General features: G+C 66.6%; 18 protein-coding genes and 4 pseudogenes. 6 read left to right on the top strand and 16 right to left on the bottom strand.

Translation table 11 applies throughout. The annotated features are described in order from the left end of the window. The 7 genes from VTU_RS0107330 to VTU_RS0107300 form a co-directional block, all read right to left on the bottom strand. On the bottom strand, window positions 1–402 hold a 402-nt coding region (locus tag VTU_RS0107330; protein ID WP_010102798.1), incomplete at its 3' end, for an FAD-dependent oxidoreductase. A gap of 31 nt (window positions 403–433) precedes the next feature. After that, window positions 434–2,164 (bottom strand): ABC transporter substrate-binding protein, encoded by a 1,731-nt coding sequence (locus VTU_RS0107325; protein ID WP_010102797.1) that lies wholly within the window; start codon window positions 2,162–2,164, stop codon window positions 434–436. Between the two features lie 84 nt (window positions 2,165–2,248). Next, on the bottom strand, window positions 2,249–2,557 hold the full coding sequence (locus VTU_RS0107320) for a DUF2160 domain-containing protein (protein WP_010102796.1): 309 nt from the start codon (window positions 2,555–2,557) through the stop codon (window positions 2,249–2,251). 23 nt (window positions 2,558–2,580) lie between these two features. Beyond that, the gene (locus tag VTU_RS0107315; RefSeq protein ID WP_010102795.1) at window positions 2,581–3,393 is read right to left on the bottom strand and encodes a carbohydrate ABC transporter permease; all 813 of its coding nucleotides are present in this window, start codon (window positions 3,391–3,393) and stop codon (window positions 2,581–2,583) included. Continuing rightward, window positions 3,386–4,282, bottom strand: coding sequence for a carbohydrate ABC transporter permease (locus tag VTU_RS0107310; RefSeq protein WP_010102794.1), 897 nt, complete (start codon window positions 4,280–4,282; stop codon window positions 3,386–3,388). Before VTU_RS0107310 ends, VTU_RS0107315 begins: the two co-directional genes overlap by 8 nt. Then, complete coding sequence (locus tag VTU_RS0107305; protein WP_010102793.1) at window positions 4,279–5,355, bottom strand: ABC transporter ATP-binding protein; 1,077 nt, start codon at window positions 5,353–5,355, stop codon at window positions 4,279–4,281. Before VTU_RS0107305 ends, VTU_RS0107310 begins: the two co-directional genes overlap by 4 nt. Window position 5,356: 1 nt before the next feature. After that, the gene (locus VTU_RS0107300) at window positions 5,357–6,433 is read right to left on the bottom strand and encodes an ABC transporter ATP-binding protein (RefSeq protein WP_010102791.1); all 1,077 of its coding nucleotides are present in this window, start codon (window positions 6,431–6,433) and stop codon (window positions 5,357–5,359) included. 192 nt (window positions 6,434–6,625) lie between these two features. Between VTU_RS0107300 and VTU_RS0107295 the strand changes: the two genes are divergently transcribed. Next, window positions 6,626–7,390, top strand: coding sequence for a DeoR/GlpR family DNA-binding transcription regulator (locus VTU_RS0107295; RefSeq protein WP_029554177.1), 765 nt, complete (start codon window positions 6,626–6,628; stop codon window positions 7,388–7,390). Window positions 7,391–7,420: 30 nt separating this feature from the next. Here VTU_RS0107295 and VTU_RS0107290 read toward each other — a convergent pair whose 3' ends face one another. The 5 genes from VTU_RS0107290 to glnT all read right to left on the bottom strand — a co-directional run bounded on the left by VTU_RS0107290 (window position 7,421) and on the right by glnT (window position 13,184). Then, a complete protein-coding gene (locus VTU_RS0107290) occupies window positions 7,421–8,794 on the bottom strand; it encodes an ammonium transporter (protein ID WP_010102789.1) in 1,374 nt (457 codons plus the stop codon). 63 nt (window positions 8,795–8,857) lie between these two features. Next, a complete protein-coding gene (locus VTU_RS0107285; protein ID WP_010102788.1) occupies window positions 8,858–10,210 on the bottom strand; it encodes an FMN-binding glutamate synthase family protein in 1,353 nt (450 codons plus the stop codon). Window position 10,211: 1 nt separating this feature from the next. Next, on the bottom strand, window positions 10,212–10,904 hold the full coding sequence (locus VTU_RS0107280; RefSeq protein ID WP_010102787.1) for a GltB/FmdC/FwdC-like GXGXG domain-containing protein: 693 nt from the start codon (window positions 10,902–10,904) through the stop codon (window positions 10,212–10,214). Then, entirely contained in the window at window positions 10,892–11,800 is a 909-nt protein-coding gene (locus VTU_RS0107275; protein WP_010102786.1) for a class II glutamine amidotransferase domain-containing protein, read from the bottom strand. The genes VTU_RS0107280 and VTU_RS0107275 overlap by 13 nt, the downstream gene beginning before the upstream one ends. 13 nt (window positions 11,801–11,813) lie before the next feature. After that, window positions 11,814–13,184 (bottom strand): type III glutamate--ammonia ligase, encoded by a 1,371-nt coding sequence (glnT, locus tag VTU_RS0107270; protein ID WP_010102784.1) that lies wholly within the window; start codon window positions 13,182–13,184, stop codon window positions 11,814–11,816. A gap of 181 nt (window positions 13,185–13,365) precedes the next feature. On the opposite strand from glnT, the gene VTU_RS0107265 reads away from it, so the two are divergent. Beyond that, a complete protein-coding gene (locus tag VTU_RS0107265) occupies window positions 13,366–13,968 on the top strand; it encodes a helix-turn-helix domain-containing protein (RefSeq protein ID WP_010102782.1) in 603 nt (200 codons plus the stop codon). A 132-nt stretch (window positions 13,969–14,100) separates the two neighbouring features. Here VTU_RS0107265 and VTU_RS0107260 read toward each other — a convergent pair. After that, window positions 14,101–14,307 (bottom strand): annotated as a pseudogene (locus VTU_RS0107260) (FAD-binding protein); the annotation flags it as partial. Window positions 14,308–14,498: 191 nt separating this feature from the next. Beyond that, a pseudogene (locus VTU_RS26425) lies at window positions 14,499–14,978 on the bottom strand (IS5 family transposase); the annotation flags it as partial. Between the two features lie 53 nt (window positions 14,979–15,031). Here VTU_RS26425 and fabF point away from each other — a divergent pair. Beyond that, window positions 15,032–16,311 (top strand): annotated as a pseudogene (gene fabF, locus VTU_RS26420) (beta-ketoacyl-ACP synthase II). Window positions 16,312–16,488: 177 nt separating this feature from the next. Here the strand turns inward: fabF and VTU_RS34395 are convergent. Both VTU_RS34395 and VTU_RS0107245 read right to left on the bottom strand, forming a co-directional pair. Further along, window positions 16,489–16,626: pseudogene (locus VTU_RS34395) on the bottom strand (transposase); the annotation flags it as partial. Between the two features lie 52 nt (window positions 16,627–16,678). Further along, on the bottom strand, window positions 16,679–17,863 hold the full coding sequence (locus VTU_RS0107245) for an NAD(P)/FAD-dependent oxidoreductase (RefSeq protein WP_010102778.1): 1,185 nt from the start codon (window positions 17,861–17,863) through the stop codon (window positions 16,679–16,681). Between the two features lie 144 nt (window positions 17,864–18,007). On the opposite strand from VTU_RS0107245, the gene VTU_RS0107240 reads away from it, so the two are divergent. From VTU_RS0107240 to VTU_RS0107230, 3 genes are all read left to right on the top strand, one after another. Next, the gene (locus VTU_RS0107240) at window positions 18,008–19,060 is read left to right on the top strand and encodes a LysR family transcriptional regulator (RefSeq protein WP_010102777.1); all 1,053 of its coding nucleotides are present in this window, start codon (window positions 18,008–18,010) and stop codon (window positions 19,058–19,060) included. Window positions 19,061–19,279: 219 nt separating this feature from the next. Then, the gene (glpK, locus tag VTU_RS0107235; RefSeq protein WP_010102776.1) at window positions 19,280–20,770 is read left to right on the top strand and encodes a glycerol kinase GlpK; all 1,491 of its coding nucleotides are present in this window, start codon (window positions 19,280–19,282) and stop codon (window positions 20,768–20,770) included. A 43-nt stretch (window positions 20,771–20,813) separates the two neighbouring features. Beyond that, window positions 20,814–21,482, top strand: a 669-nt coding sequence (locus VTU_RS0107230; RefSeq protein WP_010102775.1) for an FGGY family carbohydrate kinase, incomplete at its 3' end; no start/stop codon positions are given.

The raw sequence follows: 21,482 nt of genomic DNA, 5'->3' as shown, positions 1-21,482 counted from the left end.
CCGGGCCGCCAAGGCGTCGTACAGCATGAGTCCGGTGCCGTAGAAGGGCACCTCCCAGCAGTGGTAGCAGGGCAGCACGAACGGCAGGGGCTGCGCCAGATGCGGCGCGTTGCGCAGCAGGCTCGCGCGCTCGTGCAGCGCTTCGCGCACCAGCGCGATATTCCCCTGCGCCAGGTAGCGAACCCCGCCGTGCACCAGCTTGGTGGCGCGCGACGAGGTCCCTTGGGCGAAGTCGTGCGAATCCACCAAGACCACGCTGAAACCGCGCGCCGCCGCGTCCAGCGCGACCCCCAGGCCCGTCGCGCCGCCGCCGATCACCGCCAGGTCGTAGCGCGGCGCGCGCGCCAGACGGTCCAGCAGCGCGGCGCGGCGCGTGGGCGCAGGAGCGGGGGCAGCGGTCATGGGAGGGGATCGCGGCGCGGCGCCGGGGGAGTCAGCGTGCCTTGCCGTCCTTCCAGGCCTGCAACAGCTTGCCGTAGGCAATGGTTTCGCCCTTGGGCTTTTCGTTCGCCAGCTTGGCCCAGGGGGCCTGCTTGTCGCTGAGCCATTTGGCGCTGTCGCCCTTGGGGTTGAGCTTGGGCGCGCAATGCGCCATTCCGGCGCGCTCCAGGCGGGCCAGCACCTGGTCCATTTCCTCGGCCAGCTGGTCCATCGCGCCCTGGGGGGTCTTCTCGCCGCTCACCGCCTGCGCCACGTTTTTCCACCACAGCTGCGCCAGCTTGGGGTAGTCGGGGACGTTGGTTCCGGTCGGCGACCAGGCCACGCGGGCGGGGCTGCGGTAGAACTCGACCAGCCCGCCGAGCTTGGGCGCCATGTCGCTCATGGCCTGCGACTGGATGTCGCTTTCCCGAATCGGCGTCAGGCCGACGAGGGTCTTTTTGAGCGACGTGCTCTTGGCCGTCACGAACTGCGCGTAGAGCCAGGCGGCGGCGATCTTGTTCGCGTCGTGGTTCTTGAAGAAGGTCCAGGAGCCGACGTCCTGGTAGCCGTTTTGCATTCCCGGCTTCCAGTACGGGCCGTTGGGGCCGGGGGCCATGCGCCATTTGGGCGTTCCGTCGGCGTTCACCACGGGCAGGCCGGGCCGGGTCATGTCGGCCGTGAACGCGGTGTACCAGAAGATCTGCTGCGCAATCTGGCCCTGCGCGGGCACCGGGCCGGCCTCGCCAAAGGTCATTCCCATGGCCTCTTTGGGCGCGTATTTCTTCATCCAGTCGACGTACTTGCCCAGCGCGTAGACGGCCGCCGGCGAATTGGTCGCGCCGCCGCGCGCCACCGACGCGCCCACGGGCGTGCACTTGTCGTCGGCCACGCGGATGCCCCATTCGTCGATGGGCAGGCCGTTGGGCGCGCCAACGTCGGCAGCGCCGGCCATCGACAGCCAGGCGTCGGTAAAGCGCCAGCCCAGCGACGGGTCCTTCTTGCCGTAGTCCATGTGGCCGTAGATCGGCTTGCCGTCGATGCTCTTCACGTCGCGGCTGAAGAACTCGGCAATGTCTTCGTAGGCGCTCCAGTTCAGCGGAACGCCCAGCTCGTAGCCGTACTTGGCCCTGAACTGATCCTTGAAGTCCTGGCGCTCGAACAGGTCGGCACGGAACCAGTACAGATTGGCAAACTGCTGGTCCGGCAGCTGGTACAGCTTGCCGTCGGGGGCGGTCGTGAACCGGGTGCCGATGTAGTCCTTCAGGTCGATTCCGGGGCTGGTGTACTCCTTGCCTGCGCCGGCCATGTAGTCGCTCAGGCTCATGATCTTGCCGTAGCGGTAATGCGTTCCGATCAGGTCCGAGTCGGAGATCCAGCCGTCGTAGATCGACCGGCCCGACTGCATCGAGGTCTGCAACTTCTCGACCACGTCGCCTTCCTGTATCAGGTCGTGCCGGACCTTGATTCCGGTGATTTCCTCGAAGGCCCTGGCCAGGGTCTTGGATTCGTACTCGTGCGTGGTGATGGTCTCGGACACCACCGAGATTTCCTTCACGCCCTTGGCCTGGAGTTTCTTGGCCGCGCCGATGAACCATTTCATCTCGGCCAGCTGCTGGTCCTTGCTCAGCGTGGAGGGCTGGAACTCGCTGTCTATCCATTTTCTGGCCTCGACCTCGCCCGCCATGGCGCATCCGCCCGCCATGGCCACCATGGCGCATGCCAACGCCGTGAACCGTGTCTTCATGGTATCTGTCTCCTCATGGTCAACTCCCCCTTTGAAAGGGTCGCGCGGCTCCGGGGAAGGGTCGGATCGCGCGACGCACACACGTCATCCCTTGCGCATGATCAGGGCCAGCAGCGCCAGCGCCAACGCAAAGCCGATCCAGACCGAGGGCTCGCCCTGCAGGCTGAACCACTGCGCCAGCCGGCCGCCGATGCCGACAAAAAACAGGTTCACGTAGGCCGCCACGAGCAGGCCGATGAAGAGCCGGTCGCCGCGGGTCGTCTCCAGCGGCAAAAAGCCCTTGCGCGGGCAGCTGGGCGATTTGATTTCCCACACCGTCATGCCGATGAGCAGCAGCACGATGCAGAAGAAAAACACCGCCACCGGCAGCGTCCAGGCCATCCATTCGAACATGCTGCGTCCTCCCCATACATTCCTCACACGCGGCCCATCGCGAATCCCTTGGCGATGTAATGGCGCACGAACCAGATCACGATGGCGCCGGGAACGATGGTCAGCACGCCCGCTGCCGCGAGCGTGGCCCAGTCCATTCCGGACGCGCTCACGGTGCGCGTCATGGTGGCCACGATGGGCTTGGCGTTGACGCTGGTGAGCGTGCGCGCGAGCAGCAGCTCGACCCAGCTGAACATGAAGCAGAAGAACGCCGTCACGCCGACCCCGGCCTTGATCAGCGGCAGGAAGATGCGCACGAAGAAGTGGGCAAAGCCGTAGCCGTCGATGTACGCGGTCTCGTCGATCTCGCGCGGGATGGCGCTCATGAAGCCTTCCAGAATCCACACCGCGAGCGGCACGTTGAACACCAGATGCGCCAGCGCCACGGCGATATGCGTGTCCATCAATCCCACGCTCGTGTAGAGCTGGAAGAACGGCAGCAGGAACACGGCGGGCGGGGTCATGCGGTTGGTCAGCAGCCAGAAGAACAGATGCCTGTCGCCCAGGAAGCGGTAGCGCGAGAACGCATACGCCGCCGGCAGCGCCACGCCGAGCGAGATCACGGTATTCATTCCCACGTAGATCAGGCTGTTGACGTAGCCCATGTACCAGGATGCGTCGCTGAAGATGGTCCGGTAGTTGTCCCAGGTGAAATGCTGCGGGAAGAAGGAGAAGGTCGAGAGGATCTCCGCGTTGGTCTTGAAGCTCATGTTGAGCATCCAGTAGATGGGCAGCATGGCGAACACCAGGTACGCGATCAGCAGCAGCGACCGCTTGTGAAAGCGCTTTTCATGCATCTGCGGTCCCTGCGTCGCGGCCGCTGCCCACGCGCTGCATCCCGTTGTAGAGGACGAAGCACAGCAGCACGATGATGAGGAAATAGATCAGCGAGAACGCCGCCGCGGGGCCCAGGTCGAACTGGCCCACGGCCTTGGTCGTGAGGTACTGGCTCAGGAAGGTGGTGGCATTGCCCGGCCCGCCGCCCGTGAGAACGAACGGCTCGGTGTAGATCATGAAGCTGTCCATGAAGCGCAGCAGCACCGCGATCATGAGCACGCCGCGCAGCCTGGGCAGCTGGATGTGGCGCAGCACGGCGTACTGGCTCGCGCCGTCTATGCACGCCGCCTGGTAGTACGCGTGCGGGATGGCGCGCAGCCCCGCGAACGCCAGCAGCGCGACCAGCGGCGTCCAGTGCCAGACGTCCATCAGCAGCACCGTGAGCCAGGCCTGGGTGGCGTTGCCGGTGTAGCTGTAGTCGATGCCGAGCTGCTGCAGCACGCGGCCCATGAGGCCGATGTCCGCGCGGCTGTAGATCTGCCAGATGGTTCCCACCACGTTCCACGGGATGAGCAGCGACAGGGCCAGCAGCACCAGCACCGCGGAGGACTTCCAGCCCTGCACGGGCATGGCCAGGGCCAGCGCAACGCCCAGCGGCAGTTCCAGCGCCAGCACCGCCAGCGAGAACCCGAGCTGGCGCCACAGCGCGGCGTGCAATTCCTCGTCGCGCAGCACGGCGGCAAACCATTCGGTGCCCACGAACACGCGGCGCTCGGGCGAGATGATGTCCTGCACCGAGTAGTTGACCACCGTCATCAGCGGCACGATGGCGGAGAAGGCCACGCAGACGATGACCGGAAGAATCAGCCACCAGGCCTTCTGGTTCACGGGCTTGGTCGTCGGGTTCATGCGAGCAGTTCCTCGTTCTGAAAAAAGCAGGTGTGCGCCCCGAGCAGTTGCAGCCAGACGGTGGCGCCCACCGCGGGGGGCTGCGTCTGCGGGTCCAGGCGCGCCCTGAGCCGGTGCCCGCCGAGCGTGGCGCTGAGCAGCAGATGCGTGCCTATGTCCTGCCACTGCAGCACCGTGCAGGCGAGCGCGCCGGGCTGCCCGGCTGCCGCCAGGGTCAGGTACTCGGGCCGCACGCCCAGTTGCAGCGGGCCCGCCGGCAGGGCGTGCCCGGCCGGGGCCGGCAGTCGGCAGCCCGCAATGTCGAGGCCGGCGCCGTCGGCCTGCACGGGCAGGAAGTTCATTCCGGGCGAGCCGATGAAATGCCCGACGAACGCATGCCGGGGCCGCTCGAACAGCGCCGCCGCCGATCCCAGCTGCAGCGCGCGGCCGTGGCGCATCACCAGCACCTGGTCGGCAAAGGTGAGCGCCTCGACCTGGTCGTGCGTCACGTAGATCAGCGTGAGCCGGAGTTCCTGGTGGATCTGCTTGAGCTTGCGCCGCAGCTGCCACTTCAGCTGCGGGTCGATGAGCGTGAGCGGCTCGTCGAACAGCACGGCCGCCACGTCGGGGCGCACCAGGCCGCGGCCCAGCGAGATCTTTTGCCGGACGTCGGCGCCCAGGCCCGCCGCGCGCTGGTCGAGCTGGCCGCTGAGTTCGAGCATCTCGGCGATCGCGCCCACGCGCTGGCGGATCTGCGCGCCGGGCAGCCTGCGGTTGCGCAGCGGGAACGCCAGGTTCTCGGCCACGGTCATGTTCTCGTAGACCACCGGGAACTGGAACACCTGCGCGATGTTGCGCTCCTGCGGGCTGGCGTGCGTCACGTCACGGCCGTCGAACAGCACCCGGCCCTGCGAGGGCAGCAGCAGGCCCGACATGATGTTCAGCAGGGTGGTCTTGCCGCAGCCCGAGGGACCGAGCAGCGCGTACGCGCCCCCGTCCTCGAACTCCATTGCGAGCGGCAGCAGCGCATAGTCGCCGTCCTGCTGCGGGTGCGGCTGGTACGCGTGCGCCAGATCCAGGCCGATGCGCGCCATCTCAGCCCCCTCCCCGGCGCGCGGGCGCGCAGAGCAGCCGGCCGTCGGCGCCAAACACGTAAGCCTGCGCCGGGTCCAGATGCAGCGTGATCGCCGCCCCGAGCGCAAAGCCGTGCACGCCGGTGAGCTGCGCCACCAGACTCCCCCAGGGCGTGGCGGCGTGCACGAAGGTGTCGGAGCCGGAGATTTCCGCCAGTTCCACCACGCCGTGCACGCGCACGTCGCCCGGGCGGGCGTGCACGCGCAACGCGCTGGCGCGCAGCCCCACGGTCAGTCCGGTGGCCGCTGCCGCGCCCTGCGCAAGGGGTAGCGCGAGCTGCGCGCCGTCCTCCAGGCGCACGCCCTGGGCGCTGGCCGACGCAGCCAGCAGATTCATCGGCGGATCGCTGAAGGCGCACGCCACGCACAGCGAATCGGGCGCGTGGAACACCTCGGCCGTGGGACCGTATTGCAGCAAACGGCCCGCGCCGAGCACCGCCGTATGGCCGCCCAGCAGCAGGGCCTCGGCCGGTTCGGTGGTGGCGTAGACCACCGTTGACTGCCCGGCGGCAAACAGCTCGCCGAGCTCTTCGCGCAGTTCCTCGCGCAGCTTGTAGTCCAGGTTCGCCAGGGGCTCGTCGAGCAGCACCAGCGGCGCGCCCTTGGCCAGCGCACGCGCCAGCGCCACGCGCTGCTGCTGGCCGCCCGAGAGCTCGGCCGGATGGCGCTCCAGAAACGTCTCGATATGCAGGCGGCGGGCGATCTCGCGCACCCGGGCGTCGATGTCCTTGGCGCCGCGCAGCCGCAGGGGCGACGCAATATTCGCCGCCACCGTCATCGCCGGGTAGTTGATGAACTGCTGGTACACCATGGCCACATTGCGCTTGCGCACGGGAGTGCCGGTCACGTCAACGCCATCGACCAGCACGCGGCCCGCAGTCGGCGCGTCCAGCCCGGCCATGATGCGCATCAGGCTGGTCTTGCCCGCCTGCGTGGCGCCCAGCAGCACGGTGACGCCGCCGGGCAAGGCCAGGCTCACGTCATGCAGCCAGGTCTGCGCCCCCACCTTCTTGGCTACGCCGTCCAACGCCAGCCGCATCCCGCCACCTTTCCTGGCCGTCCCCGGGGCCGTGTGAATCCCGCGCCGCCGCAGGGGGTTGGAGCGGGCGCCGCCTGTTTTCTATTTCGTTCATTTTTGTTCTTTTCTGATCGCATTGAATCAGGAACAACCCTTGATGGATTTCTTTTGCCCCGATTTACAGTATCCGAACCCTTCTGCCCCCGAATGCGCGTGAATACGAACCCCCGACAACTGCTGCTGCTCGAAGAAGTCCGCGCGCGCAAGTCCGCCACGGTCGAACACCTGGCCGAAACCCTGGGCGTGACCCTGCAGACCGTGCGCCGCGACGTGCAGCGGCTGGCCGAATCCGGCCTGCTCACGCGCTTTCACGGCGGCGTGCGCGTGCCCGGCTCGAGCGTGGAGAACCTGGCGCATACCCAGCGCGAAACGCTCAACGCCGAAAGCAAAACGCGCATTGCGCGCGCCGTCGCGCGGCAGCTGCCCAACGACTGCTCGCTGATCCTGAACATCGGCACGACCACCGAGGCCATCGCCCGGGCGCTGTTGCAGCACCGGGGCTTGCGCGTGATCACGAACAACCTGAACGTGGCCGCCATCCTGAGCGGCAACCCCGAGTGCGAGGTCATCGTCACCGGAGGGGTGGTGCGCACGCGCGACCGCGGCATCGTCGGCGAGGCCACGGTGGACTTCATCCGCCAGTTCCGGGTGGACATCGCGCTCATCGGCATCTCGGGCCTGGAGTCCGACGGCTCGCTGCGCGACTTCGACTACCGCGAGGTGAAGGTGGCGCAAACCATCATCGAACAGGCGCGCGAGGTCTGGCTCGCGGCCGACCACAGCAAGTTCAACCGCCCGGCGATGGTGCAGTTGGCCCGGCTCGCGCAGATCGACCGCCTGTTCACCGACGCGCCGCCGCCCGAGCCCTTCCCCGCGCTGCTGCAGGAGGCCGGGGTGGCCTGCACCCTGGCCGACTGAGAGCGTGTGAATCCGTGTTCCCCGCGACCTTCAAGGGTTGTAGGCGCGCTCGCTGTGCTCGGTCTGATCGAGGCCGATCTGCTCCTGTTCGGCACTGACGCGCAGCCCTGCGGTCAGCAGGCCGGTGATTTTCAGCAGCACCCAGGTCACCATGGCGCAGTACGCCACGGTAAAGAGCACGCTCTTGACCTGGATCCACAGCTGGCTGGCCAATGCAAGCTCCTCGAAGCCGCCCATGGCGAGCGGCGCGAATACACCGGTCAGGATGGAGCCGACGATGCCGCCCACCCCGTGCAGGCCGAAGGCATCGAAGCTGTCGTCGTAGCCGAGTCGGCGCTTCAGCGCTCCAATGGCGAAGAAGCAGGACAGCGCGGCGACGAAGCCGATGACCAAGGCACCAGACGGACCGACGAAGCCGCAGGCCGGGGTGATGCCGACCAAGCCCGCCAGCGCACCGGAGGCAGCGCCCAGCGCGCTCGGCTTGCCGCTCCGGATCCATTCGGCCAGCAGCCACCCGAGGATGCCGGTACTGGCGGCGATCTGCGTCGTCAGCGTCGCCATGCCGGCCTTGTCGTTGGCCGCGACGGCAGAGCCCACGTTGAAGCCAAACCAGCCAACCCATAGCAAGGCGGCACCCGCCAGAGTGAAGACCAGGTTGTGCGGCGGCATGGCCGTCTGCGGGTAGCCCTTGCGCGGCCCCAGGGCCAGTGCGGCGACGAGACCTGCTACGCCCGCATTGATGTGGACCACGGTGCCGCCTGCGAACTCGAGGATGCCCCAGTCGAACAGCAGCCCGCCCGGGCCGCTCCAGGCCATGTGCGCCAGCGGGATGTAGCAGAAGGTGGTCCAGAGTGCCGAGAACAGCAGGACGGATGAGAACTTCATCCGCTCGGCGAAGGCTCCCGCGATGATCGCCGGCGTGATGCAGGCGAAAGTCAACTGGAACATGGCGAACAGGCTTTCGGGGATGGTGCCCGTCAGGCTGTCGCGGCCGACGCCGTGCAGCATGAGCTTTCCGAATCCTCCGATGAAGCTGTGCAGGTTGACCGTGCCGGCCTGCATGCCGGTGGTGTCGCCAAAGGCCAGGCTGTAGCCGTAGACCGTCCAGAGCAGGCCGATGACGCCAGCGATGGCGAAGCACTGCGTGAACAGTGACAGGACGTTCTTGGTCCGCGCCATGCCGCCGTAGAACAGCGTCAGGCCGGGTACCAGCATCATCAGGACGAGCACGCTGGAGACGAGCAGCCAGCTGGTGTCGCCGCTGTTGAGCACCGCCGGTGCATCCGCGGCCAGCGCGCTGAAGGATGCCCCGGGGAGAATTGCTGCAAGCCCCAGGGTGCGTGCGCCGCGGGCAGGGCAGGATGCGCAGCCTGGCTGGCCCCGGCGCAGGATGAAAGTGGTCATGGGATGTTTTTCCGGTTCAAAGCCAACGCAAGACGGGCCTGCCCCATCGGTCCGCGCCGCGGATCAGAACGTCTGGCCGGGGAACCAGCTGGTGCCTGCCAGCGGCACCTGCGTCATGGCGGCCGACTCCAGCGTCAGCGCCACCAGGTCTTCCGGCTCCAGGTTGTGCAGGTGCGACTTGCCGCAGGCCCGCGCGATGATCTGGGCCTCCATCGTCATCACCGCGAGGTAGTTGGCCAGCCGACGGCCGGCCAGCACCGGGTCCAGGCGTGCGGCAAGTACCGGATCCTGCGTGGTAATGCCGGCCGGGTCCCTGCCTTCGTGCCAGTCGTCGTACGCGCCGGCGGTGCTGCCGAGTGCGCGGTACTCCTCTTCATGACGCGGGTCGTTGTCGCCCAGCGCGACCAGGGCAGCGGTGCCAATGGCCACGGCATCGGCGCCCAGTGCCAGGGCCTTGGCCACGTCCGCGCCGTTGCGGATGCCGCCGGACACGATGAGCTGCACCTTGCGGTGCATGCCCAGGTCCTGCAGAGCCTTCACCGCCGGGCGGATTGCCGCCAGGATCGGGATGCCCACATGCTCGATGAACACTTCCTGCGTGGCAGCCGTGCCGCCCTGCATGCCGTCGAGCACCACCACGTCGGCGCCGGCTTTCACCGCCAGCGCCACGTCGTAGTAGGGGCGCGTGGCGCCGACCTTCACGTAGATCGGCTTTTCCCAGTCCGTGATCTCGCGCAGCTCCAGGATCTTGATTTCCAGGTCGTCCGGGCCGGTCCAGTCCGGGTGGCGGCAGGCCGAGCGCTGGTCGATGCCCTGCGGCAAACAACGCATCCTGGCCACGCGCGGGCTGATCTTCTGGCCCAGCAGCATGCCGCCGCCGCCCGGCTTGGCGCCCTGGCCGACCACCACCTCGATGGCATCGGCCTTGCGCAGGTCGTCCGGGTTCATGCCGTAGCGCGACGGCAGGTACTGGTAGACCAGGTGCCGGGACTGGCTGCGCTCTTCGGGAGTCATGCCGCCGTCGCCGGTGGTGGTGCTGGTGCCGGCGATGCTGGCGCCGCGCCCCAGTGCTTCCTTGGCATTCGCCGACAGCGCACCGAAGCTCATGCCGGCGATCGTCACCAGCGTCCTCAGATGCAGCGGCTTCTTGGCGAAGCGGTTGCCGAGGACGACGTCGGTGCCGCACTTCTCGCGGTAGCCTTCGAGCGGATAGCGGCTGACCGACGCGCCGAGGAACAGCAGGTCGTCGAAGTGCGGCAGCTTGCGCTTGGTGCCCGCGCCACGAATGTCATAGATGCCCGTGGCGGCCGCGCGGCGGATCTCCGACAGCGTTTGCTTATCGAACGTGGCCGAGAACCGCGGCAGGGTCTGCGGGACGTGGGGCGCGCTGGTCTTCGATTCGGAGGATGCGCTCATGTCAGTAAGCTCCTGTGTTATCGACATGGAAGTTGTAGAGCGTGCGGGCCGAGCCATAGAGCTTGAAAGCCGAGGGATCGACGTCGCCGTGACCCGACTGCTTGAGCAGACCGGCCAGAAGGTCGCGTTCGGCTTCGCCGAGCGGCTTTTCCTCGCAGTCGGCGCCCAGGCTCTTGACCTTGCCGCGCACGAAGATCCGCGCTTCGTAGATCGAGTCACCCAACGCTTCGCCAGCGTCGCCCAGGACCACCAGGTTGCCGGCCTGCGCCATGAAGGCCGAGAAGCTGCCGACCGAGCCGCCAACCACCACGTCGGCGCCCTTGAGCGAGATGGCGCAACGCAGTCCGGCGTCGCCATCGATGACCAGCAGCCCTCCCTGAGCGGTGGCGCCGGCGGCGTTCGACGCGAAGCCCTTCACATGGACCTTGCCGCTCATCATGTTCTCGGCCACACCCGTGCCGGCGCTGCCGGTGATGGTGACGTTGGCCTGTTGGTTCATGCCAGCGACGTAGTAGCCGGCATGGCCGTCGATGGTCACGCCGATCGGCGCGTTCAGGCCTGCGGCGATGGCATGGGCGCCGTTCGGATTGGCGATCGAGACCTCCAGGCCGGGCCTGCCCGGGGCTTCCTTGTGCAGGAACTGGTTGACCTCGCGCAGCGGCGTTTCGGCCAAGTCGAATTTCAGGCTTGCCATACGTACATCTCCTCGGGGGCGGGTTCAAAGACATGGGCGTTCCTGACGTCCGGCAGGTGCGCCAGGGAACGGAATTCGGAAGCAATGGCAACGTAGTCGTCGGTTTCGGCGACTACGGCCGGCTTGCAGGCGAACGGATCGCGGATGAGGGCCAGTTCGGTGGGGGTACCCATCAGGAAGGTGTAGAAGCCGTCGAGGACTTCGAAACCCTTCTGGAGCGCATCCTTCAACGCATCGCCTTCGCGCAGACGCCACTCCAGGAAGCGGGTGGCTGCCTCGGTGTCGTTGTCCGTGTCGAAGCCGATGCCGTAAGGCGCCAGCATGCGGCGGATGCCGTTGGGATTCGACAGCGAGCCGTTGTGCACCAGGCAGAAGTCCTCGCCGGCGGTGAACGGATGGGCGCGGTCGGGCGTGACCGTCGACTCGGTGGCCATGCGGGTGTGCGCGACCAGGTGGGTGCCCTGGAAGTTGCCAAAGCCATAGCGTGCGGCGACCTCGGCGGGCGTCCCGACGTCCTTGTAGAGGTCGATGCTCTTGCCCGCCGAGAACACCTTGAGCAGTGGTTCGTAGCCCTTGATCCAGGTCCTGACCGCTTCTGCTTCGAGCGCGAACGAAACGATGCCGTGCTTGCCCTTGACCGCGACCTCTGCCTGCGCATTCAGCGCCTGGTTCAGCGCGCGCACCAACGCATGCCAGTCGTAATGATCACCGCCCTCGACATCGCCGGAGAACACGCTGACCTTCTTGCGGCTGCCTGTCAGCGGGGGCGTGAAGATCGCAAGGCCGGCAGAGTCCGGGCCGCGCTCGGTCATTCCGATCAGCATCGGGACCGTGAGTTGGCCCAACTGCTCGCGCAGCGCAGGCTTTTTTACGAGCAGTCCAACAATTCCGCACATGGCGGTTTTCCTTTCAGAAGAATTCAAGGTATTGCTTGATTTCCCACTCGGAGACATGGCGCTGGTACTCCAGACACTCCATGCGCTTGAGTTTGAGAAATTCGGGGGCGACGGGGCCGAGGGCTTCGAAGATCACCGGGTCGGCCTCGAACTGGTCGAGCGCGGCTCCCAGGCTCTGCGGCAGCAGCCCGATGCCAGCCTTGGCCAGCTGGGTATCTGTCCATTCGTAGAGATTGGTGTTCTGCGGTGCGCCCGGATCACGCTGGCGGTCCATGCCGTCCATGCCGGCCGCGATGACGGCTGCGGTGGCCAGGTAAGGGTTGGCCGAGCCGTCGGGCAGGCGCAACTCAAGCCGGCCTTTGGGGATGCGGATCATGCTGGAGCGGTTGTTGTCGCCGTAGCTGATGTAGGCCGGCGCCCAGGTTGCGCCCGTCAATGAGCGGCCGACCACCAGCCGCTTGTAGGAGTTGACGGTCGGCGCGCACAGCGCGGTCAGCGCCGGGGCATGGGCCAGCAGGCCGCCGAGGAAGTGGTAGGCCAGCTGAGACAGCTCCAGGCCGCGCGGATCGCCCTTGTCCTCGAACAGGTTGCGCTTGCCGTCACCGATCGACAGGTGCATGTGCATGCCATTGCCCGGCCGGTTGGCAAACGGCTTGGGCATGAAGGAGCACACCAGGCCGAGTTCGTTGGCGATCTCGGATGCCGCCATCTTGAAGAACACGAAGTGGTCGGCCGAGGTCAGGCAGTTGTCATAGGTGAAATTCAGCTCGAACTGCCCGTTGGCGTCTTCGTGGTCGATCTGGTAGACGTCGATGCCCGTGGCGCGCAGCACGTTGGACAGCCGCTCCAGGAACTCGCGGGTGCGTGACAGACCCTTGTAGTCGTAACAGGGCTTGGCCAGCGTGTCACTTGGATCGCACGGCGCGATGCTGCCGTGCTCACCGCGGCGCAGCAGCGAGAACTCGGGCTCCAGTCCGGTGAACAGCGTGTAGCCGCGCTCAGCCAGCCGGGCGATCTGCTTTCGCAGCGTGACGCGGCTGTCGTAGGCCCACGGCTTTCCTTGTACGTTGCCTTCGCAGACGATGCGCGCCAAGCCCGGCTGCCAGGGCACGGTCGTCAGGGTGGACAAGTCACCCACGGCCATGAAGTCCGGGCCGTTGGGCTCGATGCCGACGCCCCAGATGGCAAAGCCGGCAAAACCCGCGCCAGCCTCCAGCACCATGGGCAAGTGGGAGACGGGCACGGACTTGGCCTTTGCCACGCCGTGGATGTCCACGAATTGGGCCAGGACATAGCTGATGCCTGCGGTTCGCAAGTACTCCTGGGCCTGTTCTACGGTTTCGAACCGGGGCGGCTTCACCAGTTCGCCGGACGACGGTGCCAAAAGGACTGATGGGTCTGATTTCACGAGTCAAGCTCCTGATGCAAGAAAGGGCGGGACTACCAGAGGGACGTTTCACCTATCTGGGGCATTCCGTCGTCATGATTCCTGCAATGCAACTAATATGCCTGCTGTGAATTTATTATGGGATGCATCCGCATCCAACCTGTCCAAGCTCTCGACCATGGAAAACAGCAACGAAAGCCGCATGACTGCGCTGGAGGAATCGGTCGGCGCGGCTATCCGCGAACTCCGTCTGAAAGAGGGGCTGACCATCGCGGAAGTCTCCGAACTCGCGGGGATCAGTCGAGGCATGCTCTCGAAGATCGAGACCGGCAGCACGATGGCCGGCATGGATACGCTCGCGCGCATCGCGCGTGCGCTGGGCGTGGCCATGTCCGTGCTGTTCAGCAAGTACGACGCCGAAACCTCGAGCGCCCAGCACGTCAGGAAAGGTGCGGGTATGGAAGTGGTGCGCCGTGGCACCAAAAGCGGACATACCTATCACCTGCTCGCCTATGGGCAGGGCGCAGTGAAGCTGTTCGAGCCGTTCCTCATCACGATGGAAGACGACTCTCAGCGGTACCCCACGTTCCAGCACCCTGGCACCGAGTTCCTCTACATGCTCAGCGGATGCATCGCGTACCGCAGTGGCAACCAGACCTATGTGCTCGAACCAGGCGACTCGCTGACCTTCGATGGCAAGGTGGCGCACGGGCCAGAGAAGTTGCTCAAGTTTCCGATCAAGTTCCTGTCGGTCATCGTGTACCCGCACCGTGCCGCATGAACGAAGGCCCGACCCGCGGTGGCCGCGGACCGGGCCTGTGCCAGGGCGATGCGACGGTGCGGGCTACGTGCCTGGGTCGTTGGGGCCACCGCCGCCCTCTGGCGAGACCCGGACGATGTTTTGCTTCGGCTCTCAGGCTGTTGCCGCAGGCAGGCCGGACTGCAGCGCGGGCAGTGCATCGAACCGGTCGCCCACGATGCCGTAGTCCGCGATCTGGAAGATCGGTGCATCCGGGTCCTTGTTGATGGCAACGATGCACTTGGCATCCTTGATGCCGGCCAGATGCTGGATGGCGCCGGAGATGCCGAGGGCCACGCACAGGTCCGGCGCAAGCACTTTCGCTGGCTCGCAGTCCAGTGGCATACGCAAAATCCAGCACGAAGCAAGAACAAACGCCTCCATCAACTTGAAACCTCAAAGGACACCCCACACCGGCCGGAAATTCCGGCGGTTTGGGCGTACCACCCCTACAATGCGGCTTTGTTGCACAAGTCGGAAGAAGAACGAGATGATCCCAACCCCAGGCGCAGCTATGCCACAGCAGCCACGGGCACCGTTGGCGGGCGCCCGAGTTGCGTGAAGCGGTTGAGCAGAGCCACCCGCACATGCAACTCCACCACCTGACGCTCAAACGTGCGCGCCATCACCCGCTCGCCCAGGCGCTTGAAGCAATGCATCTTGGTCTCCACCAGGCTGCGGCGGTGGTAGCCGCTCCACTTCTTCCAGATGCTGTGCCCCAGCCTGTGGCAGGCTTTGAGCGCCTCGTTGCGAGCCGTCGCTCCCGAGAGCGTGGCCTTCCAAGCTTGGGCGTTCTTGCGCGGAGGAATCACCGCCTGCGTCCCACGTTGAACGATCGCCGCATGGCACGCCTTGGTGTCGTAGGCACCGTCCCCACTGACGCTGGCCACCGCTTCATCGGGTGGGATCTGGCTCAGCAACTCGGGCAGCATGGGTGCATCGCCCACGCTGTTGTCGGTCACTTCGATGGCCCGAATCTCCAGTGTGTTCGCAAGAGCTTGAGCGATGCCGCTCAGAGGAGCATGAGCCGAATGAAGGAGATTGCATGACGCGCCGAGTGGTTGTGACCGGGCTCGGCATTGTTTCTCCTCTCGGTTGCGGTGTGGAGTTGGTGTGGCGGCGCCTCATTGGCGGATGCTCCGGGCTGCGCCTTCTGGCGGACGAGATTGCCGACGATCTTCCCGCCAAGGTTGGCGGGATTGTGCAGGACAGGACCACCGATCCCGAGGGTGGTTTCGATCCTGAAATCTCGACTTCGAGAAAGGAGTTGAAGAAGATGGCTCGATTCATCCAGATGGCGATGGTCGCCGCTGACGAGGCGCTGACAGATGCCGGATGGATCCCGCAAACGAACCATGATCGTGAGCGAACTGCGACCATCGTTGCGTCGGGCATCGGCGGATTTCCCGCGCTGGCCCATGCGGTCAGGACGGGCGAAAGTCCTGGCGTGCGGAGGCTGTCGCCTTTCACTATTCCGTCTTTCCTGTCGAACCTGGCGGCTGGACAAATATCGATCAAGCATCAGTTTCGGGGGCGATTGGTTGCCCCGTAACGGCCTGCGCGGCCAGCGTGCAGGCGATTGGCGACGCGATGCGCCTGATCCGCACTGGGGAGGCGGACATCGTGTTGGCCGGCGGCGCCGAAGCGGCTTTTGACAAAGTGAGCATTGGCGGGTTCGCGGCGGCGCGGGCTTTGTCGACAAGCTTCAACGATCAACCGACTCGTGCTTCGCGCCCCTTCGATCGCGACCGTGACGGGTTCGTGATGGGTGAAGGCGCAGCCATGTTGGTGGTCGAGGCGCTGGACCATGCAGTTGCGCGCGGCGCTCGCCCGATCGCCGAAGTCATCGGCTACGGAACCACCTCGGATGCCTATCACATAACGGCCGGCCCCGATGATGGCTCGGGTGCCGTGCGGGCGATGAAGCTGGCCCTGGCAATGGCGGAAATGGCGCCAAATCGTGTGGACTACGTGAATGCGCACGCTACATCGACGCCGGTTGGCGATGCCGGAGAAATCGCTGCCTTGAAGACAGTGTTCGGAACAGGAGCAGCAGGCCCCGCCATTTCCTCCACCAAATCGGCGACGGGGCATTTGCTGGGAGCGGCGGGTGCCATCGAGGCGGTGTTCTCCGTTCTTGCGCTCAGAGACGGAGTTCTGCCTGGCACGCTCAATCTGGAGCACCTCGACGAGTGCGCGATGGGCCTCGATCTGATCGGGCCGACGGCGCGTCGTACCCCCATCCAGATTGCCCTATCCAACGGGTTCGGGTTCGGAGGTGTCAACGCTTCGGTGCTCTTTCAACGATTCCCGGCTTCACTCTAAAAGAAGTCCCTCCGTGTTGGACGCCCTGATTGTTGGCGCGCGCTGTGCCGGTGCCACGCTCGCGATCCATCTATTTGGCACGCGCCGGCAAACGCGTCATTGCCATCGACGCGAACCATACGCAGCCGCAAAGTTGTGATCGACGATCGGACGTGGCGCTGCGTGCGCGGGGCTTCCGCGAGGCTTGTAATGCGTGGGTAGGGCAGGTTCGGGCACACCGGCCTTCTCGCGCCGCACCCTGTCATCGGCCCATTGCTGGGGCAGGTACAACTGCCAGGCCGTGGGCAGGCTGCCCGCCAGGCAAGCCAGACTGACATGTGCATGGTCTGTTCTTCGAATCCGGGGGAGGATGCTGCCGGGGCAGTCGTCAGGAGACGGCACCCAGCCCATACTTTCCGGTCAGCAGCTTGCCGGTACGAAAGCGCTCGAGTGCATAGGGGGTGATGTCCACCTCGGTCTTCAGGCCCAGGGCCGATTGGGCGAGCAGGCGGCCCACCGCGGGCGACAGCTTGAAGCCGTGGCCCGAGAAGCCATAGCCCACGACCAGGCCCGGCAGATCCGGCAGGCGGCCAAGCACGGGGTTCCAGTCGGGTGTCACGTCGTAGACGCCGGTCCACGACGAGGCCACGCCAGCGGTTTCGTAGGAGGGGAAGCGTTCGGCCACCTGGCCGCCGACTTCCAGCATGTAGTCCATGCTGACGTCGCCCTGCGCGTTGTCCGGCGTGGGCAATGTCTCGCCGACGATGCCTTCGCTCACCAGCATCTGGGTGCCGCCGTAGCTCCGGCAGTACAGCATGCCGGGCGATCCCAGGTCCTTGCAGACCGGCATCCGGGAGGTGTAGGCCCGGGGTCCTTCCAGCGCCAGCACGCTGTGGCGCTCGGGCACGACCGGGCAGGGGATGCCGGTCCAGCGTTCGATGTCGGTCGCCCAGATGTTCTGGGTGCTGATGACCGTGCCCGAGAAGAAGGTGCCCACCGCGGTCTGCACGCCGGCAACCTTGCCGCCTTCGAGCAGCAGTTTCTCGACTGCCACACCCTCGATGATCTTGACGCCCTGACGGCGCGCCGCCCGGGCGAAGCTGGTTGCGACCAGGTAGGCATCGGCGAAGCCAGCCTCCGGCTCGTAGCCGATCAGCGCGGCGTCGTCGAAGCGGGCGATGGGCAGCAACTCCGACGCATGCTCGCGGCTGAGAAATTGCACCTCGATGCCCTGGGCCCGTTGTGCCTTGAGCGAGGCCTCCAGCGGCGCGAGTTTGGGGCCTTCGGGCGCGGCAATCAGGTAGCCGCACTGGACCAGGCCCGAGGCGGCGTCCGCGTCGCCCAGGTAGTTCTGGAAGTCGTTGAACACCTCCCAGGACGCTTGTGCCAGCCGCACGTTCTCGATGACCGAGTAGTGGGTACGCAGGATGCCACTGGACTGAGACGTGGTGCCGGAGCCGATCTGTGTGCGCTCCAGAACCAGTACCTTCTTGCAGCCCAGGTGGGCCAGATGGTAGGCGACCGAGCTGCCGATGACACCGGCGCCGATCACGATTGCGTCAAAACTTTCCATGTCTGTTCCCGCGTGGTGGACGAATGGACGCCAGCTTAGGAGCGCTGCTTTCTTTCGGCCTTTACTGAAGTAAATATAAAGATCAATATCTGTTTTATTTCAGGTTCGGTTCCACGGACCTTTCAAGAGGAACATCCATCCACCATGACCCGCAAGGCCCCTGCATCTCTGCAAGCCGGTGGCCCGCCGGTGCGGCGTGCACACGCACTGCCTGACCTCCACGCGCTCGATACCTTCGTGACCGTCTGTGCGTCGGGCTCGATGGCCGCTGCGGCCCAGCGGCTGGGCGTGAGCCAGAGTGCCATCAGCCAGACCATCAAGGTGCTCGAATCGGCGTACGGCGTGCAGTTGCTTGATCGCGAGGTGCGGCCGGCACGCGCCACCCGCGCAGGGGAGCTGCTGCTGGAGATGGCCAACGGCCTGCTGGCAGATGCGCGCACCATCGCGGACCGCCTGCGCCAGAGCGTCCGCCAGGATCACGCGCAGATCCGTCTCGGCTGCGTGGATTCATTCGCTGCGACGGTGGGACCATCGCTCATCCGTGCGCTGTCGGCATCCGCGCGTCAGCTGCAGCTGTGGTCCGGCCTCACGCCGGGCCTGAATGCCCAGCTTCTGGCCCGCGACCTGGATCTGGCCGTCTGCACCGAGCTGCCCACGGATGCACGGGTCTCGCACCGCCTGCTGTTCTCTGAATCCTGGGTGGCCGTCTTTGCGCCGGGGCGCCCGCTCGACCCGATCACCCACCTGCGCGACCTGAAGGAGCGCGCCGGCGCGCTGCCGCTGATCCGCTACACCACGCGTTCGGTGATCGGCCAGCAGGTCGAGCGCTTTCTGCGGCACCTGGGGCTGGAAATGCCTCAGCGCTTCGCGTTCGACGCCACGGACCCGCTGCTCAGCATGGTGGCAGCGGGGCTGGGCTGGGCCATCAGCACACCGCTGTGCCTATGGCAGTCGCGCGCCTGGCTGGATCAAGTGCAGGTGCTGACGCTACCCGCCGCCCGGCTCGGATACCGGGACTTCCACCTGCTGTGCCGCGACGCGGAATGGACGCGGACGGCCGACGAAATCGTGAACCTCACGCACCAGTCCATGCGGCGCGAACTGCTGCCGGCCCTGCACAAGGCTATGCCCCATCTGTCCTCCGACTCCATCGTGGTGCGGTCGCAAGCCAACGACGCTCCTCCTGTATCTTCCTGAAAAAGGCCCCCATGACCGTTCCCGTCTTCGACCTCCATGCCGGCATTGTTCCAGTCCTGATCTCGATCCCGCACCTGGGCCGGATCATTCCTGAAGAGATCCGTCCTTCGTTGACTGATGAGGCATTCATCGTCAGCGATACGGACTGGCATCTGGAGAATCTGCCAGCCACCCCCGCCCGCGTTTGCATGCGCTCTCATCCACTCCCTGCCCGCCCCCATGACCTATCTGCTCGCGCTCGACCAAGGCACTTCCAGCTCCCGCAGCATCGTCTTTGACGAACAGGGCCGCAGCGTCGCGCAGGCGCAGCTGGAGCTGACGCAAATCTATCCCCGGCCCGGCTGGGTGGAGCACGACCCGCTGGAGATTTGGCGCACCCAGCTGGCCACGGCGCGCGCTGCGCTGCACCAGGCGGGAATCGCCGCCAGCGCCGTGCGCGCCGTGGGCATCACGAACCAGCGCGAAACCACCGTGCTGTGGAACCGCAAGACCGGCCAGCCCGTGCACCACGCCATCGTCTGGCAGGACCGGCGCTCCGAGCCCGCGTGCGCGCAGCTGCGTGCGCAGGGCCACGGCGCCGCGATCCAGGCGAGAACGGGCCTGCTGATCGACGCCTACTTCTCGGGCAGCAAGCTGCAATGGCTGCTCGACCATGTTCCCGGCGCGCGCGCGCAGGCCGAACGCGGCGAGCTGGCTTTTGGCACCGTGGACAGCTGGCTGATGTGGAATCTCACCCACGGCCAGCTGCACGCGACCGACGTGAGCAACGCCGCGCGCAGCATGCTGTTCGACGTGCACGAGAACCGCTGGGACGACGCGCTGCTGGCCCTGCTGCGCATCCCCCGGTCGCTGCTGCCCGAGGTCCTGCCGTCGAGCGCGCACTTTGGCGACACCGCGCCCGACCTGCTGGGCCACGGCATCCGCATCGGCGGCGTCGCAGGCGACCAGCAAAGCGCGCTGTTCGGCCAGGCCTGCTTTGGCGCGGGAATGACCAAGAACACCTATGGCACGGGCTGCTTCATGCTCATGCACCTGGGCGCCCGATTCCAGACCAGCCAGAACGGCCTGCTGACCACCAGCGCGGCGCAGATCGCGCCGGAGCGGGCCTACGCGCTGGAGGGCAGCGTCTTCGTCGCTGGCGCCGTGGTGCAGTGGCTGCGCGACGGCCTGCGCGCCATCGCCCATAGCGGCGAGGTCGAGGCCCTGGCGCGCAGCGTTCCCGACGCGGGCGGCGTGCTGCTGGTTCCGGCCTTCACCGGCCTGGGCGCCCCGTACTGGAAGCCCGACGCGCGCGGCACCATCACGGGCCTGACGCGCGGCAGCACGCTGGCCCATATTGCGCGCGCGGCGCTCGAGAGCATCGCCTATCAGAGCGCTGCGCTGCTGCAGGCCATGGGCCGCGACGCCGCAGCCGCAGGCGCCGCCCCGGTGCATGAACTGCGCGTGGACGGCGGCGCCTGCGCGAACGACCTGCTGATGCAGTTCCAGGCCGACCTGCTGGGCATCCCGGTGCTGCGCCCCGCGGTGATCGAAACCACCGCGCTGGGCGCCGCTTACCTGGCGGGCCTGTCCAGCGGCGTGTACCGCAGCACGCACGAGATCGCGCAGCTGTGGCGCGCCGAGCGCCGCTTCGAGCCCAGCCTGGACAGCGCCCGCGCGCAGGAGCTGATGGCCAACTGGGAGCGGGCCGTGCGCCAGACCACGGCGTAATACGCCATAGGATGCGCTGGACAACCCCGCTGAAGGAACGACCATGTACCTCGGAATCGATTTGGGCAGCTCCGGCGTCAAGCTCCTGCTGCTGGACGAACGGCAGCAGCCGCAATCCACGGCCGACGCCGCCCTGGCGCAGCACCGCCCGCAGCCGACCTGGAGCGAACAGCACCCCGCCGACTGGCTGGCCGCGCTCGAGCGCGCCGTGGCGCAGCTGCGCGCGCAGGCCCCGGCCGCGTGGCGCCAGATACGCGGCATCGGCCTGTCGGGCCAGATGCACGGCGCCGTGCTGCTCGGTGCGCAGGAGCAGGTGCTGCGCCCGGCGATCCTCTGGAACGACGGCCGCGCGGACGCCGAATGCGCCGCCCTGGAGCGCGCCGTTCCTGCGGCGCGACAGATCACCGGCAACCGCGCCATGCCGGGCTTTACCGCGCCCAAGCTGCTGTGGCTGCGCACGCATGAACCGGCGCTGTTTGCGCAAATCCGCCGCGTGCTGCTGCCCAAGGACTGGCTGCGCTTGCAGCTCACGGGCCAGGCCGTGAGCGACATGTCCGACGCCTCGGGAACGCTGTGGCTCGACGTGGGCGCGCGCGCCTGGAGCGACCCCCTGCTGCAGGCCTGCGGGCTGGAGCGCGCGCACATGCCCGCGCTGGCCGAGGGCAGCGCGCGCGCCGGCGTGCTGCGCGACGACGTCGCGCGCCGCTGGGGC

Origin of the sequence: Verminephrobacter aporrectodeae subsp. tuberculatae At4 (genome assembly GCF_000193225.1) — a bacterium.
Lineage (GTDB): Bacteria > Pseudomonadota > Gammaproteobacteria > Burkholderiales > Burkholderiaceae_C > Acidovorax > Acidovorax aporrectodeae.
The sequence above is the reverse complement of the archived record's forward strand: the minus strand, read 5'-3'. Positions and strand labels throughout refer to the sequence as shown.

Bases quoted from the DNA above. Each gene is read 5' to 3' on its own strand.
- glpK (WP_010102776.1), top strand. From the start codon at position 19,280: ATGACCTATCTGCTCGCGCTCGACCAAGGCACTTCCAGCTCCCGCAGC.
- VTU_RS0107310 (WP_010102794.1), bottom strand. From the start codon at position 4,282: ATGAACCCGACGACCAAGCCCGTGAACCAGAAGGCCTGGTGGCTGATT.
- VTU_RS0107265 (WP_010102782.1), top strand. From the start codon at position 13,366: ATGGAAAACAGCAACGAAAGCCGCATGACTGCGCTGGAGGAATCGGTC.
- VTU_RS0107305 (WP_010102793.1), bottom strand. From the start codon at position 5,355: ATGGCGCGCATCGGCCTGGATCTGGCGCACGCGTACCAGCCGCACCCG.
- VTU_RS0107275 (WP_010102786.1), bottom strand. From the start codon at position 11,800: ATGTGCGGAATTGTTGGACTGCTCGTAAAAAAGCCTGCGCTGCGCGAG.
- VTU_RS0107280 (WP_010102787.1), bottom strand. From the start codon at position 10,904: ATGGCAAGCCTGAAATTCGACTTGGCCGAAACGCCGCTGCGCGAGGTC.
- VTU_RS0107315 (WP_010102795.1), bottom strand. From the start codon at position 3,393: ATGCATGAAAAGCGCTTTCACAAGCGGTCGCTGCTGCTGATCGCGTAC.
- VTU_RS0107325 (WP_010102797.1), bottom strand. From the start codon at position 2,164: ATGAAGACACGGTTCACGGCGTTGGCATGCGCCATGGTGGCCATGGCG.
- VTU_RS0107290 (WP_010102789.1), bottom strand. From the start codon at position 8,794: ATGACCACTTTCATCCTGCGCCGGGGCCAGCCAGGCTGCGCATCCTGC.
- VTU_RS0107320 (WP_010102796.1), bottom strand. From the start codon at position 2,557: ATGTTCGAATGGATGGCCTGGACGCTGCCGGTGGCGGTGTTTTTCTTC.
- VTU_RS0107240 (WP_010102777.1), top strand. From the start codon at position 18,008: ATGACCCGCAAGGCCCCTGCATCTCTGCAAGCCGGTGGCCCGCCGGTG.
- VTU_RS0107285 (WP_010102788.1), bottom strand. From the start codon at position 10,210: ATGAGCGCATCCTCCGAATCGAAGACCAGCGCGCCCCACGTCCCGCAG.
- VTU_RS0107300 (WP_010102791.1), bottom strand. From the start codon at position 6,433: ATGCGGCTGGCGTTGGACGGCGTAGCCAAGAAGGTGGGGGCGCAGACC.
- VTU_RS0107245 (WP_010102778.1), bottom strand. From the start codon at position 17,863: ATGGAAAGTTTTGACGCAATCGTGATCGGCGCCGGTGTCATCGGCAGC.